At 68.8% G+C, this 14211-nt stretch carries 20 protein-coding genes and 1 pseudogene; 11 read left to right on the top strand and 10 right to left on the bottom strand.

What is annotated here, in order from left to right; genetic code table 11:
- Positions 1-43: 43 nt before the first annotated feature.
- The 4 genes and pseudogenes from AB0G47_RS00175 to AB0G47_RS00160 form a co-directional block, all read right to left on the bottom strand.
- Positions 44-700: a DUF998 domain-containing protein gene (locus AB0G47_RS00175; RefSeq protein ID WP_360762225.1), complete on the bottom strand. Its 657-nt coding sequence runs from the start codon at positions 698-700 to the stop codon at positions 44-46.
- 103 nt (positions 701-803) lie between these two features.
- Positions 804-899 (bottom strand): annotated as a pseudogene (locus tag AB0G47_RS00170) (30S ribosomal protein S1); the annotation flags it as partial.
- 70 nt (positions 900-969) lie between these two features.
- A complete protein-coding gene (locus AB0G47_RS00165; protein ID WP_266867194.1) occupies positions 970-1176 on the bottom strand; it encodes a hypothetical protein in 207 nt (68 codons plus the stop codon).
- A 113-nt stretch (positions 1177-1289) separates the two neighbouring features.
- Positions 1290-2672 (bottom strand): glycine--tRNA ligase, encoded by a 1383-nt coding sequence (locus tag AB0G47_RS00160; RefSeq protein ID WP_266867192.1) that lies wholly within the window; start codon positions 2670-2672, stop codon positions 1290-1292.
- Positions 2673-2816: 144 nt separating this feature from the next.
- On the opposite strand from AB0G47_RS00160, the gene AB0G47_RS00155 reads away from it, so the two are divergent.
- From AB0G47_RS00155 to AB0G47_RS00140, 4 genes are all read left to right on the top strand, one after another.
- Positions 2817-3809 (top strand): zinc ABC transporter substrate-binding protein, encoded by a 993-nt coding sequence (locus AB0G47_RS00155; RefSeq protein ID WP_360762221.1) that lies wholly within the window; start codon positions 2817-2819, stop codon positions 3807-3809.
- Between the two features lie 35 nt (positions 3810-3844).
- On the top strand, positions 3845-4642 hold the full coding sequence (locus AB0G47_RS00150; protein WP_360762218.1) for a metal ABC transporter ATP-binding protein: 798 nt from the start codon (positions 3845-3847) through the stop codon (positions 4640-4642).
- A gap of 2 nt (positions 4643-4644) precedes the next feature.
- Positions 4645-5541 carry a metal ABC transporter permease gene (locus AB0G47_RS00145; RefSeq protein WP_360762215.1) on the top strand — a complete coding sequence of 299 codons (897 nt, stop codon included), beginning with the start codon at positions 4645-4647 and terminating at the stop codon, positions 5539-5541.
- A gap of 80 nt (positions 5542-5621) precedes the next feature.
- Positions 5622-6044 (top strand): transcriptional repressor, encoded by a 423-nt coding sequence (locus tag AB0G47_RS00140; protein ID WP_360762212.1) that lies wholly within the window; start codon positions 5622-5624, stop codon positions 6042-6044.
- 79 nt (positions 6045-6123) lie between these two features.
- Here the strand turns inward: AB0G47_RS00140 and AB0G47_RS00135 are convergent, their stop codons facing one another.
- Both AB0G47_RS00135 and recO read right to left on the bottom strand, forming a co-directional pair.
- Positions 6124-6951, bottom strand: coding sequence for an isoprenyl transferase (locus AB0G47_RS00135; RefSeq protein ID WP_360762209.1), 828 nt, complete (start codon positions 6949-6951; stop codon positions 6124-6126).
- A gap of 23 nt (positions 6952-6974) precedes the next feature.
- A complete protein-coding gene (gene recO, locus AB0G47_RS00130; RefSeq protein ID WP_360762206.1) occupies positions 6975-7724 on the bottom strand; it encodes a DNA repair protein RecO in 750 nt (249 codons plus the stop codon).
- Positions 7725-7862: 138 nt separating this feature from the next.
- Here recO and AB0G47_RS00125 point away from each other — a divergent pair, with 138 nt between their 5' ends.
- Both AB0G47_RS00125 and AB0G47_RS00120 read left to right on the top strand, forming a co-directional pair.
- A complete protein-coding gene (locus tag AB0G47_RS00125; RefSeq protein ID WP_360762203.1) occupies positions 7863-7985 on the top strand; it encodes a hypothetical protein in 123 nt (40 codons plus the stop codon).
- Positions 7982-8152, top strand: coding sequence for a hypothetical protein (locus AB0G47_RS00120; protein ID WP_360762200.1), 171 nt, complete (start codon positions 7982-7984; stop codon positions 8150-8152). Before AB0G47_RS00125 ends, AB0G47_RS00120 begins: the two co-directional genes overlap by 4 nt.
- Positions 8153-8163: 11 nt before the next feature.
- Here AB0G47_RS00120 and AB0G47_RS00115 read toward each other — a convergent pair whose 3' ends face one another.
- A complete protein-coding gene (locus AB0G47_RS00115) occupies positions 8164-9633 on the bottom strand; it encodes a membrane-associated oxidoreductase (protein ID WP_360762197.1) in 1470 nt (489 codons plus the stop codon).
- A gap of 107 nt (positions 9634-9740) precedes the next feature.
- Between AB0G47_RS00115 and AB0G47_RS00110 the strand changes: the two genes are divergently transcribed.
- On the top strand, positions 9741-10418 hold the full coding sequence (locus tag AB0G47_RS00110) for an AIM24 family protein (protein ID WP_360762194.1): 678 nt from the start codon (positions 9741-9743) through the stop codon (positions 10416-10418).
- Here the strand turns inward: AB0G47_RS00110 and AB0G47_RS00105 are convergent.
- Genes AB0G47_RS00105 through AB0G47_RS00095 form a run of 3 tightly spaced genes read right to left on the bottom strand, consistent with a single transcriptional unit; the run spans position 10415 to position 11506 of the window.
- Complete coding sequence (locus AB0G47_RS00105; RefSeq protein WP_360762191.1) at positions 10415-11047, bottom strand: DUF1266 domain-containing protein; 633 nt, start codon at positions 11045-11047, stop codon at positions 10415-10417. The two genes, AB0G47_RS00110 and AB0G47_RS00105, sit on opposite strands and share 4 nt — an antisense overlap.
- A gap of 16 nt (positions 11048-11063) precedes the next feature.
- Positions 11064-11288, bottom strand: coding sequence for a hypothetical protein (locus AB0G47_RS00100; RefSeq protein ID WP_266867174.1), 225 nt, complete (start codon positions 11286-11288; stop codon positions 11064-11066).
- Positions 11285-11506, bottom strand: a complete 222-nt coding sequence (locus tag AB0G47_RS00095) for a hypothetical protein (protein ID WP_360762188.1) — start codon at positions 11504-11506, stop codon at positions 11285-11287. Before AB0G47_RS00095 ends, AB0G47_RS00100 begins: the two co-directional genes overlap by 4 nt.
- 118 nt (positions 11507-11624) lie before the next feature.
- Between AB0G47_RS00095 and AB0G47_RS00090 the strand changes: the two genes are divergently transcribed.
- The 4 genes from AB0G47_RS00090 to AB0G47_RS00075 are packed head-to-tail and all read left to right on the top strand — an operon-like array spanning position 11625 to position 14207.
- Positions 11625-12458 carry a helix-turn-helix transcriptional regulator gene (locus AB0G47_RS00090; protein WP_360762185.1) on the top strand — a complete coding sequence of 278 codons (834 nt, stop codon included), beginning with the start codon at positions 11625-11627 and terminating at the stop codon, positions 12456-12458.
- Positions 12440-12715, top strand: coding sequence for a DUF397 domain-containing protein (locus AB0G47_RS00085; RefSeq protein WP_360762182.1), 276 nt, complete (start codon positions 12440-12442; stop codon positions 12713-12715). Before AB0G47_RS00090 ends, AB0G47_RS00085 begins: the two co-directional genes overlap by 19 nt.
- A gap of 28 nt (positions 12716-12743) precedes the next feature.
- Positions 12744-13484: a GAF and ANTAR domain-containing protein gene (locus AB0G47_RS00080; RefSeq protein WP_360762179.1), complete on the top strand. Its 741-nt coding sequence runs from the start codon at positions 12744-12746 to the stop codon at positions 13482-13484.
- A 12-nt stretch (positions 13485-13496) separates the two neighbouring features.
- Positions 13497-14207 carry an ANTAR domain-containing protein gene (locus AB0G47_RS00075; protein WP_360762177.1) on the top strand — a complete coding sequence of 237 codons (711 nt, stop codon included), beginning with the start codon at positions 13497-13499 and terminating at the stop codon, positions 14205-14207.
- Positions 14208-14211 lie beyond the last annotated feature (4 nt).

Genomic DNA, 14211 nt, shown 5'->3' with positions numbered 1-14211 from the left:
CGGCTTGTCGTCACCGATCCATCAGACACGCCGTAGGCCCGATTCACGGCCGATCTGTCCGGTCCGCCTGGTCCGCCTGGTCCGCCTGGTCCATACGGTCCGTCTCACTCGTCCGTCCGAGGGGCGCCCTGGCCCTGCAGGACGCCACCACCACGAAGGGCCATGCCGTCTGGGCGGTGGTCAGGACGCGTTCGGCCACGCCGGCGGTGCCCTGGCGATGCAGTTCGATCAGGAACCACGCCGCGCCGGCTCCCATCAGCAGGCACACCGCGAGCGACAGCGCGGGCCGTAGCGCCCAGGGGGCGGCTGCCCCGCGGTCGGACGCCAGGACCGGCCACAGCGCCATGAGTGCGAAGCCGACGGCGACGACCCAGCCGTGCACCAGCGAACCCCCACTCTCCGGAACCGGGGACAGGCCCATCCCCATCACGGCCACCCCGCCGCAGCCCAGCGCGACCCTCCCGGCAGGTGCGGCCGGGCGCAGTCCCCAAGCGGTGACGAGGTGACAGATCCCCAGGACCAGCAGCACCCCGGTCAGCACCCACCGTCCGGAAGCTCCGTCGGCCGCCATGACGCTGATGGTCTCCGTGGCCGGGTCGTAGCCGGGCCCGTGCAGTACCGCCGCGACCGACCAGCCACCGACCAGCAGAAGAGGCGCGCACCCGGACGAGAGCACGGCCCACCAAGGTACGAACCTCATTAAGACACCATAAGCACCCAAACCACCCATCGGTGCCCATGCCCGGCCGTCGCACACACGCCCCTAGAGCTAGCGACCTGCCCGAACCATTCGTCGGGAGAGGGCGCTGACCGACCTGTACGACGTCGGAGGCCGATTCGAAGCGCCGCCAGCACAGTTCGGGGATCGTGATGAACCCGACGCCGGGGAAGGCCGGGTGACGGCCCGTCCAACGTGCTCCGCTGGTCGTAGGTGTCGTACGTCGTAGGGGTGTTCCGGAGACGGAAGTGTCACGGCACCGAAGGATCCACCGTCGCCTGATGCTCCTCGGCGAGGTGTTCCTCCGCCTTGAGCCACGGGAGGAACTGCACCCGCTTCTCCCAGCCGCACGTGTCGCAGCTCAACTGGCGTTGGACGCCCGCCTTTTGCACGTGCACGACGTGTTCGCGCCCGTGCTGGTCCCATCTGCTGACCTTGCTCGTGGTCATCGAAGGCATGGCGAACAGTGTGCAGCAGAAGCCCCCGGTTCCGTACCTGGAACCGGGGGCTTCCTTCAAGCTTCACTCAGCGAACGCCAGAGTGTCTGGACGTGTCTGGACGTGTCTGGTCCTCAGCAGCCGACCAGGCGGCTGGCCAGGTAGCCCTCGATCTGGTCCAGCGAGACCCGCTCCTGCTTCATCGAGTCGCGCTCGCGCACCGTGACCGCGTTGTCGTCCAGGGTGTCGAAGTCGACCGTCACGCAGTACGGCGTGCCGATCTCGTCCTGGCGGCGGTAGCGGCGGCCGATGGCGCCCGCGTCGTCGAACTCGATGTTCCAGTTCTGGCGCAGGGCCGTCGCGAGGCCCTTGGCCTTCGGGGACAGCTCCGGGTTACGAGAAAGCGGCAGCACCGCGACCTTCACCGGGGCGATGCGGTGGTCGAAGCGCATGACCGTGCGCTTCTCCAGCTTGCCCTTGGCGTTGGGGGCCTCGTCCTCGATGTAGGAGTCCAGGAGGAAGGCCAGCATGGTGCGGCCCACGCCCGCCGCCGGCTCGATGACGTACGGAGTCCAGCGCTCGCCGGCCTCCTGGTCGAAGTAGGACAGGTCCTGGCCCGACGCCTTGGAGTGCGCGGAGAGGTCGTAGTCCGTGCGGTTGGCGACGCCCTCCAGCTCGCCCCACTCGCTGCCGCCGAAGCGGAAGCGGTACTCGATGTCAGCGGTGCGCTTGGAGTAGTGCGAGAGCTTCTCGGCCGGGTGCTCGTACCAGCGCATGTTCTCCTCGCGCAGGCCCAGGCCGGTGTACCAGTTCCAGCGCTGCTCCATCCAGTACTCCTGCCACTTCTCGTCCTCGCCCGGCTTGACGAAGAACTCCATCTCCATCTGCTCGAACTCGCGGGTCCGGAAGATGAAGTTGCCGGGCGTGATCTCGTTGCGGAAGGACTTGCCCATCTGCGCGATGCCGAACGGCGGCTTCTTGCGCGAAGTCTGCTGGACCTGGGCGAAGTTGGTGAAGATGCCCTGCGCGGTCTCGGGGCGCAGGTAGGCGACGGAGCCGCTGTCCTGGGTGGGGCCGAGGTGCGTGGCGAGCATGCCCGAGAACTGCTTGGGCTCGGTGAACTGGCCCTTCGTACCGCAGTTGGGGCAGTTGATGTCGGCGAGGCCGTTCTCCGGGACGCGGCCGTGCTTGGCCTCGTACGCCTCTTCCAGGTGGTCGGCGCGGTGCCGCTTGTGGCAGGAGAGGCATTCGGTGAGCGGGTCGGAGAAGGTCGCGACGTGGCCGGAGGCCTGCCAGACCTCGCTCGCCAGGATCACCGACGAGTCGATACCGACGACGTCCTCGCGCGAAGTGACCATGTAGCGCCACCATTGGCGCTTGAGGTTCTCCTTGAGCTCGACGCCGAGCGGCCCGTAATCCCAGGCGGCACGCTGGCCGCCGTAGATCTCACTGCACGGGTAAACAAAGCCACGGCGCTTGCTCAGGCTGACGATGCTGTCGATCTTGTCGGCGGCCACGGTGCTCTCTTCATTACGACGGTGGGCGAAGCGAATGCTTCAGGTTACCGGCGGCCTTACCCCCCTAATCAAATCGGTTCCCGAGTAGAGCCCGCAGCGCCCGCTAGTTGACAATCGTTTCCAGATTTGTTGAAAATGAGTGTCATGAACGTACGCCGCCTCATACCCACCGCCGCCATCGCCTCCGTCACGGTCCTCGGCCTCACGACCCTCTCCGCCTGCTCGTCCTCCGACGCGGCGGACAAGGACGGCGACGGCAAGCTGAATGTGATCGCGTCGTTCTACCCCATGCAGTTCCTGGCCCAGGAGATCGGCGGCGACCACGTCTCCGTGGAGACCCTGACCAAGCCGGGCGTCGAGCCGCACGACCTCGAGCTCAGCCCGAAGCAGACCGCCTCCCTGGGCGAAGCGGACTTCATCCTCTACCTCAAGGGCATCCAGCCCGCCGTCGACGACGCCATCGGCCAGTCCGGCGTGAAGAACACCGTGGACGCCGCGACCCTCACCAAGCTGGAGAAGCACGGCACCGAGGTCGGCCACGACCACGAGGGCGAAGAGCACTCCGACGAACACGGCGACGAGCACGGCGACGAGCACTCCGAAGAGGGCGAAGCCGGCGCCGACCCGCACATCTGGCTCGACCCGGTGAAGTACGCCGAGGTCGCCGAGGGCGTCGGCAAGGCGATGGAGAAGGCCGACCCGGACCACGCGGCGGCGTACAAGAAGAACACCAAGGACCTGGTCAAGAAGCTGGACGGCCTGAACACGAAGTTCGAGGACGGCCTGAAGAACACCAAGACCAAGACCTTCATCACCACGCACTCCGCCTTCGGCTACCTCGCCGAGCGCTACGGCCTGGACCAGGAGGGCATCGCAGGCCTCGACCCCGAGTCGGACCCGAGCCCCGCCCGCATCAAGGAGCTCCAGGGCATCGCCAAGGAGGACGACGTCTCCACGGTGTTCTTCGAGACGCTCGCCAGCGACAAGACCGCCAAGACCCTCGCGAAGGACACCGGCCTCAAGACGGACGTCCTTGACCCGCTGGAGGGAATCACGGACAAGTCCAAGGGCGATAACTACGTAGAGGTCATGGAGTCCAACCTCGCCGCGCTCGAGAAGGCCCTCGGCGCGAAGTGACCGCACGGCAGTCGGCAGCATCGGAGGCACACGCCATGGGAGCCACGTCCGGAGCGGACACCCCGCCCGTCATATCCGTGCGGGCGGCCACGGCCACGCTCGGCGCGCGCCCCGTGCTGCGCGGCATCGACCTCACCGTCAAGCGCGGTGAGGTCGTCGCCCTGCTCGGCGCGAACGGCTCGGGCAAGTCCACCGCCGTCCGCTCGGTCATCGGCCAGGTCCCGCTGACGGGCGGCGACATAGGCCTCTTCGGTACGCCCCTGAAGCGCTTCCGGCAGTGGTCGCGCATCGGCTACGTCCCGCAGCGCACCACGGCCGCCAGCGGCGTCCCCGCGACGATCCGCGAGGTCGTCTCGGCCGGGCGTCTCTCGCGTACGAACTTGGCGAAGCTGGGGTGGACGACCAAGGCGGACCGTGCGGCGGTCGACCGGGCCATCGAGCTCGTCGGGCTCGCCGACCGCGCCAAGGACTCCGTGAGCGCCCTCTCCGGCGGCCAGCACCAGCGGGTCCTGATAGCCCGCGCGCTGGCCTCCGAGCCCGAGCTGCTGATCATGGACGAGCCGATGGCGGGCGTCGACCTGGCAAGCCAGGAGATCCTCGCCACGACGCTGCGCGAGCAGGTCGCGGCGGGCACGACGGTCCTCCTTGTCCTGCACGAGCTGGGCCCGCTCGAGCCGCTGATCGACCGCGCGGTCGTGCTGCGCGACGGCTGTGTGACGCACGACGGCCCGCCCCCGAAGGCGGTCGGCCAGCACGCCCTGCCCGGCCACGACCACGTACATCCGCACTCGGCCGACGAGCGCGAGCCGATCCGCACGGGACTGCTGACCTGATCATGGAAATCCTCGAGACCGCATTCATGCAGCGGGCACTGATCGCCGCCGTCCTGGTCGGCATCACGGCCCCCGCCATCGGCATCTACCTCGTCCAGCGCCGCCAGGCCCTGATGGGCGACGGCATCGGCCACATCGCCATGACGGGCGTCGGCCTCGGCTTCCTGCTCAACTCCAGCCCCGTGTGGATGGCGACGCTGATCGCGATCGTCGGCGCGGTGACGATGGAGCTGATCAGGGCGTACGGCAAGACACGCGGCGACATCGCGCTCGCGATGCTCTTCTACGGCGGCATGGCGGGCGGTGTCCTGCTGATCAACCTCTCGGACACCGGCTCCAACGCGAACCTCTCCTCGTACCTCTTCGGCTCGCTCTCGACGGTCTCCGACTCCGACGTCACGGCGATCTGCCTGCTCGCGGCGTTTGTGGTCCTGGTCACGGTCGGGCTGCGCAAGCAGCTGTTCGCGGTGAGCCAGGACGAGGAGTTCGCGCGGGTGACGGGGCTGCCCGTGCGCGCCCTGAACCTCCTCATCGCGGTCACGGCGGCGGTGACGGTGACGGTCGCGATGCGCGTCGTGGGCCTGCTTCTGGTGAGCGCGCTGATGGTGGTGCCGGTCGCGGCGGCCCAGCAGATCACCCGCTCCTTCAAGGTGACGTTCGTCCTGTCGGTGGTCATCGGCACGGCCGTCACACTGTCCGGCACGGTCACGTCGTACTACGAGGACGTGCCGCCCGGGGCGACGATAGTCCTGATGGCGATCGGCGTCTTCGTTGTCCTCACCGCTCTCGCGACGCCGCTCGCGAGGCGCCGGGCCAGGACCCTGGCGACGACCGAGGCCGCGACCTGCACGGCGGAGGTCCCCGATGCCCGGCGCTCGGCCGGCAAGGCCACCGTCTGAGAGCGAGCTGGCACAATGGCCCCACGGGATACGACAGATGTGCGGGCGATCGTGCGACGTTTTCAGTTGAGGAGGCACCTGTGACAACAGCTGCGGGACCCCCGGTACGAGGCCGGTCCACCAGGCAGCGTGCCGCGGTGGCGGCGGCCCTGGGCGAGGTGGACGAGTTCCGCAGTGCGCAGGACCTGCACGACATGCTCAAGCACAAAGGCGATTCGGTGGGCCTGACGACGGTCTACCGAACGCTCCAGTCCCTCGCCGACGCCGGCGAGGTCGACGTGCTGCGCACGGACGAGGGCGAGTCGGTCTACCGCCGCTGCTCCACCGGCGACCACCACCATCACCTGGTCTGCCGGGTGTGCGGCAAGGCGGTCGAGGTCGAGGGCCCGGCCGTGGAGCAGTGGGCCGAGACGATCGCGTCCGAGCACGGATATGTGAACGTGGCGCACACGGTGGAGATCTTCGGTACGTGCGCGGAGTGCGCGCAAGCGAAGAAGAAGTAGCCGTAGCAGTAGCAGCCGTACGACGAGGGGCCCGCACCGTCAGCACGACGGTGCGGGCCCCTCGCACATACAGGGACGCCTAACTCTCGGCGATCTGCTGCTCGTTCGGGATCGCCCCGCCGAAGCGGCGGTCCCGCGAGGCGTATTCGAGGCAGGCGCGCCACAGATCACGACGGTCGAAGTCCGGCCACAGCACGTCCTGGAAGACCATCTCGGCGTAAGCGCTCTGCCACAGCAGATAGTTGGAGGTGCGCTGCTCGCCGCTGGGCCGCAGGAAGAGGTCGACGTCCGGCATGTCCGGGTAGTACAGATACTTGGCGAAGGTCTTCTCGCTCACCTTCGACGGGTCGAGCCGCCCCGCCTTCACGTCTTCGGCGAGCGCCTGCGCGGCATCGGCAATCTCGGCCCGCCCGCCGTAATTCATGCAGAAGTACAGAGTCAGCTTGTCATTGCCCTTGGTCTGCTCCTGGGAGATCTCCAGCTCCTTGGCGACCGACTTCCACAGCTTGGGCATGCGGCCCACCCAGCGCACCCGGATGCCGAGCTCGTCGAGCTGGTCGCGGGTCTTGCGGATGAAGTCGCGGTTGAAGTTCATGAGGAACTTCACTTCATCCGGGGACCGCTTCCAGTTCTCGGTGGAGAAGGCGTAGAGCGAGATCGCCCCGACACCCATCTCGATGCCGCCCTGCAGCACGTCCAGGACGCGCTCGGCGCCGACCTTGTGCCCCTCGGTGCGCGGCAGGCCGCGCTCCTTGGCCCACCGTCCGTTGCCGTCCATGACGATGGCGACATGCTTCGGCACCAACTCGCCGGGGATCTTCGGCGGCTTGACACCCGTGGGGTGCGGCTCGGGGGTCTTGTACTCACGGCGGGACCGCCCGAGGATTCCGCGTCGTGACACTGCCATGGGGGGCTCTCTCCTAGCTAGCTTCAGTTCTTCTCTACGTACCGCAGTGAACGCAGTCCGCGCTCCAAGTGCCAATGCAGATAGGCGGAAACAAGTCCGCTGCCCTCCCTGGCGTGCCGCGCCTCACACGCGTCCGCCGTGTCCCAGTCGCCGGTGAGCAGCGCGCCGAGCAGCGCGAGCGCCTCCGCCGACGGTACGACGCTGCCGGGCACCCGGCAGTCGACGCAGATCGAGCCGCCCGCCGCGACCGAGAAGAAGCGGTTGGGTCCCGGCATGCCGCACTTCGCGCAGTCCGTGAAGCTCGGCGCGTAGCCGTTCACGGCGAGGGAGCGAAGCAGGAACGCGTCGAGGATGAGATGCGGCTCGTGCTCACCGCGGGCGAGGGTACGAAGCCCGCCCACCAGCAGCAGATACTGCTGCACGGCGGGCTCACCCTCATGATCGGTGAACCGCTCGGCGGTCTCGAGCATCGCCGTACCCGCGGTGTACCGCGCATAGTCGGTCACGATCCCGCCACCGTACGGAGCGATGGTCTCACTCTGCGTGCACAACGGAAGCCCGCGCCCGATGAGTTCACTGCCGCGCGCGAAGAACTGCACGTCGACATGGGAGAACGGCTCGAGCCGCGCCCCGAACTTGGACTTGGTCCGCCGCACACCACGGGCAACGGCCCGCACACGTCCGTGACCGCGCGTGAGCAGCGTGATGATGCGGTCCGCCTCACCCAGCTTCTGGGTGCGCAGCACGATGCCGTCATCACGGAACAGGCTCATGGGTTCATTCTCGCGTACGTCACCGGGGCGGCGGCCCCGGGTTCCCCACCCCGGTTTCGGTTCGCCGCGTATGCGGCCTGCCTCCTCGGGTGGACCGGTAGCGTACGAAGACCCGCCCCACCCGCACCGGAGGACTCCGTGAGCGCACAGCAGACGCAGAGCCTCGCCCCGCTCCGGGCCTTTGTCCACTCGTGGGCCGTGTTCATCGCGATCGAGCGGCATCAGATCCGGGAGGCCGCGGAAGCGGAGGCCGGTCTGTGAGCGAGTGGGCCTGGGACTGGAACCCGAGCGAGGAGTACCTCACGGACGGGTTCCCTCCCGGAGTTGTGGCCGAGGTCGAGCGTCTCGCCACGGAACTCGCCGCGCTGGGGCTGCCGGTACCGCGCCACGAGTGCGTCTGCGTCTGCAACATCACCTGGTACGGCTGACGTGCCGAAGCCTACTGGCGGCTGATGGCCCGGGTGACGCCCGCCGCGATCGTCGTCGCCAGGGTCCAGCCCATGACGATCAAGGCGTACGAGAGCGACTGGTACGCGCCCTCTGCCGCATACGCCTGCTCCTGGCCGAAGCCGATGATGGGGAGCAGCAGATCGAGCGTGTAGAAGAACGGGTCGAAGTCGGGTGCCTCGGCCGGCTTCAGTGCGCGCGGGTGGTGCAGTGCGTACGTCACGGAGCCGACAAGGAGCAGCGAGAGCAGCCACAGGGCGGCGCGCGCGGGCCGGAAGCCGTAGCCGACGGTGAAGTCCTGGAGGTACCCCCAGGCCCTGGCCCACCAGGAGAGTGTCCCGCGGTGGCGGCGCAGTTTGGCGAGCTGGACGGTACGGGCGGCCGCGTCGTCGCCTATGCGGCGGTACGCGGCGGTGAGTTGCTCGTAGGCGTACGGGACGTAGCCGTCGACGTCCCGCTCCAGGACCTGGAGCCGGCGCTCGGCCGGTTCGTGCGGGCCGAGCCTCACGTACGTCAGACCGTCGAGGCGGACCTCGTCCGGCCATGTCTCCGGGGCGATGTCCAGGAGTTCGAGCTGGCAGCCGCGCAGGGTGACGGCACCCTCGATGGGCGCTGCCTGGTCCAGATAGAGCGAACCCCCGACGACGCCGCCGGCGCGCAGGGCCGTGCCGCCCGGGTTGGAGAGCCGGGCGCCCTCGAAGTTGAGCTGGCCGGGGAAGCGGGCGCCGGGCATGTTGATCCGGCCGTGCGCGGTGAGGCGCATGGCGTTCAGATCGGTCCCACTGAGGTTCGACGCGTGCAGAGCCGTGCCGCCCGGGTTGCTGAGCACCGCGTCGTCGAACGTGATGTTCCCGGCGATGACGGAACCCGCCAGGCGGACCAGGCCGTGCGCGGTGAAGCCCTTGTCGGCCTGGAGGTCGCCGTCGACGGTGACGCGGTTGAACGCGAGGATCGGCTCGGTGAGCTCCACGCCCTCCTCGCCCAGTTCCGCCCCGTCGAGGAAGACCGCCCCCGAGATCCGCGCGCCGCCGAGCCGGACGGGGCCCCGCACCCGGCACCCGCTCATACGCAGCGAGCCGTCGACGCGCAGGGCGACGGCGTGCAGGCCGGGCAGCACGGACCGGCCCAGGTACAGCTGCCGCAGCTGCGCCCCGTACAGGTCGAGTTCCTCGTCGAAGTAGCAGGCCCACAGATGGACGGGCGCCGCCACCTCGGCGTACTGGAGGTCGAGTCGCCCGCTGATCCGCGCACCGGTGAGCCGGAGCAGCGGTGTCTCGCCCGCCTGGCGTGGCGCCTCCAGGAGCAGCGCGCGGAGCACCTCGGCGCGCACGGTCCGTTCGGGCCCCCACTGCGCCCCGGAGTCGGCGGCGGCACCGTCCGTCGGACGGAGGTCGACGGTGCGGCCGCGCGCGTACGCCTGCCACACGCGCGCCTCAGTGGCGGTCAGCTCCATGCTCTCCATCGGCGTGACGATGACGCGGGGCCGTGATGGGTGTCAACTGCCCATTGCCGCAAGACTGTTGCACCCCAACCCCTGGCACAACCGCCCACACCTGACAAACTGCCCGCATGAAGAGTGACCTGTTCTCCACCGAGCACATGGTGCAGCCGTCCACCGTCCCGGGGATGACCCTGCAGAACGCCAAGTCGATCAAGTACGCGGTGAACGGCGAGATGCACGCGCGGCAGGGCGCGATGATCGCCTACCGCGGCAGCCTGCAGTTCGAGCGCAAGGGCCAGGGCATGGGCGGCATGCTCAAGCGGGCGGTCACCGGTGAGGGGCTGCCGCTCATGGCCGTGCGCGGCCAGGGCGAGGCGTGGTTCGCGCACGAGGCGCAGAACTGCTTCATCGTCGACATCGAGCCGGGCGACGCCCTCACCGTCAACGGCCGCAACGTCCTGTGCTTCGACGCGACGCTCTCCTACGAGATCAAGACCGTGAAGGGCGCCGGCGTCACCGGCGGCGGGCTGTTCAACAGTGTCTTCACGGGAGCGGGCCGCCTCGGCCTCGTCTGCGAGGGCAATCCGCTCGTCATCCCCGTCTCGCCGCAGCAGCCGGTGTACGTCGACACGGACGCGGTCGTCGGCTGGACCGCAGGACTCGACACCTCGCTGCACCGTTCGCAGTCGATCGGTTCGATGATCAGGGGTGGATCCGGGGAGGCCGTCCAGCTGATGCTTCAGGGCGAGGGGTACGTCATCGTGCGGCCGAGCGAGGCGACTCCCGCCAAGCCGCAGCAGCACTAGCGGCCGCGGCGCTGCCTGTCCGGGTTGCTGATCGCTTCCCAGGGGGCCAGGTTCCACGGGCTCGTGCGGTTCGCCGGGTCCAGGAGGGACCGGAGGTGGGCGTCCGACACCGCCTGCGGGGCGGGGAGGCCCTCGCCGTCACCGCGGGCGGCCTCCAGGTTCTCCCGCCACACCTGCCTGCCCAGGAGGTAGTGGTCCGCGTACTCCTGCCAGGACGCGTACGTTCCGGCCACCGCCGGGACGATGTTCTTGAGCAGCGTCCAGGTGTCGGGCTCGGTCAGCATGCCGCAGGCGAAGCCGCGCCGTGAGATGTCCACGTACAGCGCGACATCCCAAGCGAGCGGGGCGACGCCCAGACGCCGCTGGGCCATCGCCCGGTACCCGGTGTTCGCGAGGCGGCCCAGGCGCCCGAGCAGCTGCTCGGGCGCGGTGATCTCCCACTGCTGGGCCAGCCAGGCCTCGGCCTTGGCGTCATCGATGCGGGTGAACGGATACAGCGTCGTACGCGAGGCGTCCTTGTCCCTGCTGACCGGCGCGCTCAGCGACACCATCCAGAGCTGGTGCATGGTGAGCCGCGCCGGGTACTTGGACTCGGTCTTCGGCCTGCTCCACTTCCTCCATATCGCCATGCGCCCGCACCCTACGTCACGGCACTTCGCCCCGGCTTCGGGCGTTCGCATACGCCGTCGCGGCGCGGAGGCGTTCGGATGTGGTGGCGGTGCGCAGCGCGTCGGGGGCGCAGTCCCACTCCCTGCCGCCGCCGAAGGGGCGCAGCTGGATGTAGGGGCCTTCGTGGCCCATGACTCTGCCGACCTGCCCGGTGCGGGTGTCCACGGCGTACGTACCGATGGGGAGCGCGTTGGCGTTCATGGCGCGACCCCCAGAGCGGCGGCCAGCCTGGCCGCCATGTCGACGCGACAGCCGCCCAATTCAATGAGCGGGCAGGGCGCTTCACGGGCCAAAGATGTGGGGTCGATCCGCAATGACGGCAACGTAATTCCCGCTCGCTGGAGTGCGGCGCGCAATTCTTTCATCGTTTCCTCCGCCTCTTCGACACAGACCGGCGCATGTGTCCTGTTCTCAGCCATCGGGTGGTTCCCCTTTGCCGTCGGATCTCACTCTTCGCATCCCTACGGTGACGGCATCCGCCTACAATCGACAGGAGTCTGTCTCCTACAACTGCGGGGCAGAGACTGGGGGTTGGCCATGGCCAATGGTTCGAGGCAGGCGGCATGGGAGTTCTTCGGAGCGGAGTTGAAGCGGCGCCGCGAAGACGCGGGGCTAACCCAGTCGGCGCTGGGGGTACGGGTTTTCGTATCCGGCGGATACATCGGCCAATTCGAACAGGCAATTCGTAAGCCACAGTTGGATGTGGCGGAGAGGATCGACGAGGTCCTGCAATCCGACGGTATTTTCGAGCGGATGTGCCGGAAGCTGATCGATGACAAGCGGTACGCGGATTACTTTGCGGCGGTCGTGGAGTTGGAGCGTCTGGCGACGAAGATCTGCGAGTTCGCTCCCACGGTCGCGCCGGGCCTGCTGCAGACTGCCGCATACGCGCGGTCGATCACCCGGGCCACGAACCCGTTCAAGTCGGTCGACTACGTCGAGGACAAGGTGGTCGCGCGGATGGAGCGCAGCGGCATCCTCAAGGACGCTACACGCCCTGTGTATTGGGCCATTCTGCACGAGTGCGTCCTGCGCGTGCCGGTCGGAGGCTCCGCGGTCATGGCCGAGCAGTTGGAGCACATCGCATCCCTCGCCCGCGGCTTCAGCGTGGTGGTGCAAGTGCTCCCATTCTCGGCAGGGGCCTGCCCTCTCCCCACCGGGACGCTGAAGCTGATGGAGTTCGATGATGCTCCCCCAACCGCCTATACAGAGGCGGTGTTTTCGGGGGAACTACTGGACGATCCAGCGCTGGTTAAGCGCTCCCAGGACGCATACGATCTACTCAGGGCCGCCGCGTCGCCGCCGGCGGCGTCCCTGGCCCTGATCGAGTCGGCGGCTGAGGATTTCAGAAGATGCCCGAGTACGACCTGAGCAACGCCCGGTGGCGCAAGAGCACGTACAGCGACGGCAACGGCGGCGACTGCATCGAGGTCGCCTGCGACTTCGTGGGCGCCGCCCAGTGGCGCAAGAGCAGCTACAGCAACGGCGAGGGCGGCAGCTGTGTCGAAGTAGCCGACGGAGTCCCCGGCATAGTCCCCGTCCGCGACAGCAAGAACCCCCAGGGTCCCGCCCTATTCATCCGCCCCGAAGCCTGGTCCGCGTTTGTCGCGGGGCAGCGAGCGGGATGACTCCCAGGCCTCTGGAGGTGAGCGGGGCATGTCCAGCCCTCCCCGTGAGGAACGACTCTCGGCCGCGTTCGTCGACCTCGCCGACACCCTCGTACGCGACTTCGACGTCATCGGGTTCCTGCACACACTCGCCGAGCACTGCGTAGATCTCCTGGACGTGTCCGCGGCCGGGGTGCTGCTGACCACGCCGGACGGCCAGGTGGTGGACGCCGCCGCTTCGGACGAGCAGACCCGCATGCTGGAGATGAACGGCATCGAGTGGGACGAGGGGCCGTGCCGGGACTGTGTGCTCGGCGGCCTCCAGGTGCCGGACGTGCCGCTGGACACCGACAAGGCCCGCAAGCGGTGGCCCCGATTCGCGCCGTACGCCGTGGAGTTGGGGCTGACGTCGGTGGTCGCGGCCCCGTTACGGCTGCACGACCAAGTCATCGGCGCGCTGAACCTGTTCCGGAGCGAACCCGGCCCGCTGGAAGCGCCCCAGCTGCGGCTCGGCCAGGCGCTCGCGGACACCGCGACCATCGGCGTGCTGCAACAGCGGGCGGTGAGCGAGCAGATGGTGGTGACCGCGCAACTTCAGTCGGCCCTGGACAGCCGGATCGTGATCGAGCAGGCCAAGGGGTATCTCGCCCACCGCCGCAGGACCGGGGTGGAGGAGGCGTTCACGGTGCTGCGTCAGTACGCGCGCAGTCACAACGCGCGGCTGACCGACATCGCCCGGCAGGTCCTGGAGGGCACGGCCGACCCCGTGCTGCTGGACCCCGGACGATGAGAGGTGAGAGCGGTGCCGATGCGCGCGATGGCGTCGTATCTGCGGGCACTGCACACTCACTCGGGTCCGGGGCTTGCCCCGCTGCCCCTGCAGGCGTGCTCTGAAGCGCTGGGCCTCGACGGTCTCGCGCTGCTGCTCGCCCACGAGGGCAGCACCCCGGAGCTGGTGCAGTCCTTCGGCGTACGCACCGGTGCGCTGGAGGATCTACAACTCACCCAGGGGCACGGGCCGAGCCGGGACGCCGCCGCCGACGGCGCGCTGCTCCTGATGCCCGATCTGGGCGATGCGACGGGCTTCGCGGCCGTGCGCTGGCCCGGACTGCCGTACGCCGTCGAGGAGTTGGGCGTAGCGGCCGTGTTCGCGTTCCCGCTGCGGATCGGGGTGATCGCGCTGGGGGCGCTGACCGGGCACCGCACCACGCCGGGGCCGCTCGGCACCGATCAGCTCGCGGGCGCGTTCGCGCTGGCGGACACCCTCTCGCAGGTCGTCATCACGCTCAGCGCCCGTCCACTCCCCTCCTCCGGTCTGCTCCTGGACGAGACCTGCCTGCACTTCGCGGAGGTCCACCAGGCGACCGGCATGCTCGCCGCGCAGCTGGAGATCCCCTGCGCGCAGGCGCTGATCCGCCTGCGCGCCTACGCCTACAGCCACAACCGCCGTCTCCTTTCGTGCGCCCGTGACGTGCTCCAGTACCGGTTGGACCTGGGCGACAAGGACGCATAGTCGC

The sequence above is a fragment of the Streptomyces sp. NPDC021622 genome (assembly GCF_040640795.1).
Taxonomy (GTDB): domain Bacteria; phylum Actinomycetota; class Actinomycetes; order Streptomycetales; family Streptomycetaceae; genus Streptomyces.
Note: the sequence above shows the minus strand (reverse complement) of the source record. Positions and strands in the feature narration are given on the sequence as shown.

Bases quoted from the DNA above. Each gene is read 5' to 3' on its own strand.
- AB0G47_RS00135 (WP_360762209.1), bottom strand. From the start codon at position 6,951: ATGGCAGTGTCACGACGCGGAATCCTCGGGCGGTCCCGCCGTGAGTAC.
- AB0G47_RS00105 (WP_360762191.1), bottom strand. From the start codon at position 11,047: ATGGCGATATGGAGGAAGTGGAGCAGGCCGAAGACCGAGTCCAAGTAC.
- recO (WP_360762206.1), bottom strand. From the start codon at position 7,724: ATGAGCCTGTTCCGTGATGACGGCATCGTGCTGCGCACCCAGAAGCTG.
- AB0G47_RS00145 (WP_360762215.1), top strand. From the start codon at position 4,645: ATGGAAATCCTCGAGACCGCATTCATGCAGCGGGCACTGATCGCCGCC.
- AB0G47_RS00150 (WP_360762218.1), top strand. From the start codon at position 3,845: ATGGGAGCCACGTCCGGAGCGGACACCCCGCCCGTCATATCCGTGCGG.
- AB0G47_RS00100 (WP_266867174.1), bottom strand. From the start codon at position 11,288: ATGAACGCCAACGCGCTCCCCATCGGTACGTACGCCGTGGACACCCGC.
- AB0G47_RS00110 (WP_360762194.1), top strand. From the start codon at position 9,741: ATGAAGAGTGACCTGTTCTCCACCGAGCACATGGTGCAGCCGTCCACC.
- AB0G47_RS00085 (WP_360762182.1), top strand. From the start codon at position 12,440: ATGCCCGAGTACGACCTGAGCAACGCCCGGTGGCGCAAGAGCACGTAC.
- AB0G47_RS00155 (WP_360762221.1), top strand. From the start codon at position 2,817: ATGAACGTACGCCGCCTCATACCCACCGCCGCCATCGCCTCCGTCACG.
- AB0G47_RS00080 (WP_360762179.1), top strand. From the start codon at position 12,744: ATGTCCAGCCCTCCCCGTGAGGAACGACTCTCGGCCGCGTTCGTCGAC.
- AB0G47_RS00115 (WP_360762197.1), bottom strand. From the start codon at position 9,633: ATGGAGAGCATGGAGCTGACCGCCACTGAGGCGCGCGTGTGGCAGGCG.
- AB0G47_RS00175 (WP_360762225.1), bottom strand. From the start codon at position 700: ATGAGGTTCGTACCTTGGTGGGCCGTGCTCTCGTCCGGGTGCGCGCCT.
- AB0G47_RS00165 (WP_266867194.1), bottom strand. From the start codon at position 1,176: ATGCCTTCGATGACCACGAGCAAGGTCAGCAGATGGGACCAGCACGGG.
- AB0G47_RS00090 (WP_360762185.1), top strand. From the start codon at position 11,625: ATGGCCAATGGTTCGAGGCAGGCGGCATGGGAGTTCTTCGGAGCGGAG.
- AB0G47_RS00095 (WP_360762188.1), bottom strand. From the start codon at position 11,506: ATGGCTGAGAACAGGACACATGCGCCGGTCTGTGTCGAAGAGGCGGAG.